This is a genomic window from Nonomuraea sp. NPDC059023 (genome assembly GCF_042740095.1).
Lineage (GTDB): Bacteria > Actinomycetota > Actinomycetes > Streptosporangiales > Streptosporangiaceae > Nonomuraea.
Genome location: NZ_JBHYIO010000133.1, coordinates 1 through 1,008 on the forward strand (window position 1 = coordinate 1; position 1,008 = coordinate 1,008).

Here is a 1,008-nt window from a genome sequence, read left to right on the forward strand (position 1 = left end):
GACACCAACGCCTACCCGCTGGGCGTTTCGGTGTCCGCCGAGCGGATGAGCATGCTGCCGATCGTCCCGCATACCGAGCGCGGCGCCTGGAACTACACGATCGGCCCGGCAGACGACAACCCGCACCCACCCGTATGTGACGACCGGGCGCGCATCCGGTCCGAAAGCCTGCACGCCCTGGCCGATCCCCGGCTGACCGGGATGAGCCGAGAGGAGCTGAACGAGCTGGCTGCGTCTTTGGCCTCGGATCAGGCGGCCCTGGCCGAGCAGCGCAACTTCGAAATCCGCGGTGGCCCACGCCGACAGGCCAAGGCCAACCACGGACGTCCCCTGCTCACCGACGCCGACAAGGTCCTGATCGCCATCGTTTATCTCCGCCAGATCTGCTCCCAGCGCGTCCTGTCGGAGATGCTCGAGATCAGCCAGCCCCCGATCGGTCAGGCGGTCACCGAGACCGGCAAGCTACTGGCCGCCCGCAAACTCAAGATCGACCCCACCGTGCTGCGCTTCACCAGCGCTGGTGCGCTCCGCGACTTCCTGGACAGCAACATCGTCCCGACACGACCGAACCGGCTGGCGCAGCTCGGAGATCCGGCGTTGACCGGGATGAGCCGCGCGGAACTGGCCGCACTGATCGAGCGGCTGTCGCTGCGGCAGGCCGCCGAGGCCGAGCAGCGCAAGCATCGCCAGCGCGGCGGTGACCGGCAGGCCGGTGCCCGTGGAGGCATCTTCCAGGAGAAGATCACCGACGCCGAGCGCGTCCTGGCGGTCATCCTCGGCATGCGCAAAGTCTGCACCTGGGAGGTCGTAGCCGAACTGTTTCAAGTGAGCCGACGAACTATCGGCAACGCCAAGATCTGGGTCCGCCCGCTGCTGGAGCAGACCGGCTACGCCGTCACCCGATCCGCAACCCGATACTCCAGCGCCGACGCGCTCCTGAACGGCATCACCCCGCACCACGACATCCCACGTGTCACAGAATCGACACCTTGATTCTTTACGGCTCCA

1 protein-coding gene is annotated in these 1,008 nt (G+C 67.0%); it reads left to right on the forward strand.

The window, feature by feature from the left end:
* The first annotated feature begins 51 nt into the window (after positions 1–51).
* Positions 52–993, forward strand: a complete 942-nt coding sequence (locus tag ACFWYW_RS59385) for a hypothetical protein (protein ID WP_379641486.1) — start codon at positions 52–54, stop codon at positions 991–993.
* Positions 994–1,008: the final 15 nt, after the last annotated feature.

Excerpts from the sequence above, each read along its gene's own strand:
- ACFWYW_RS59385 (WP_379641486.1), top strand. The coding sequence starts at position 52 with ATGCTGCCGATCGTCCCGCATACCGAGCGCGGCGCCTGGAACTACACG.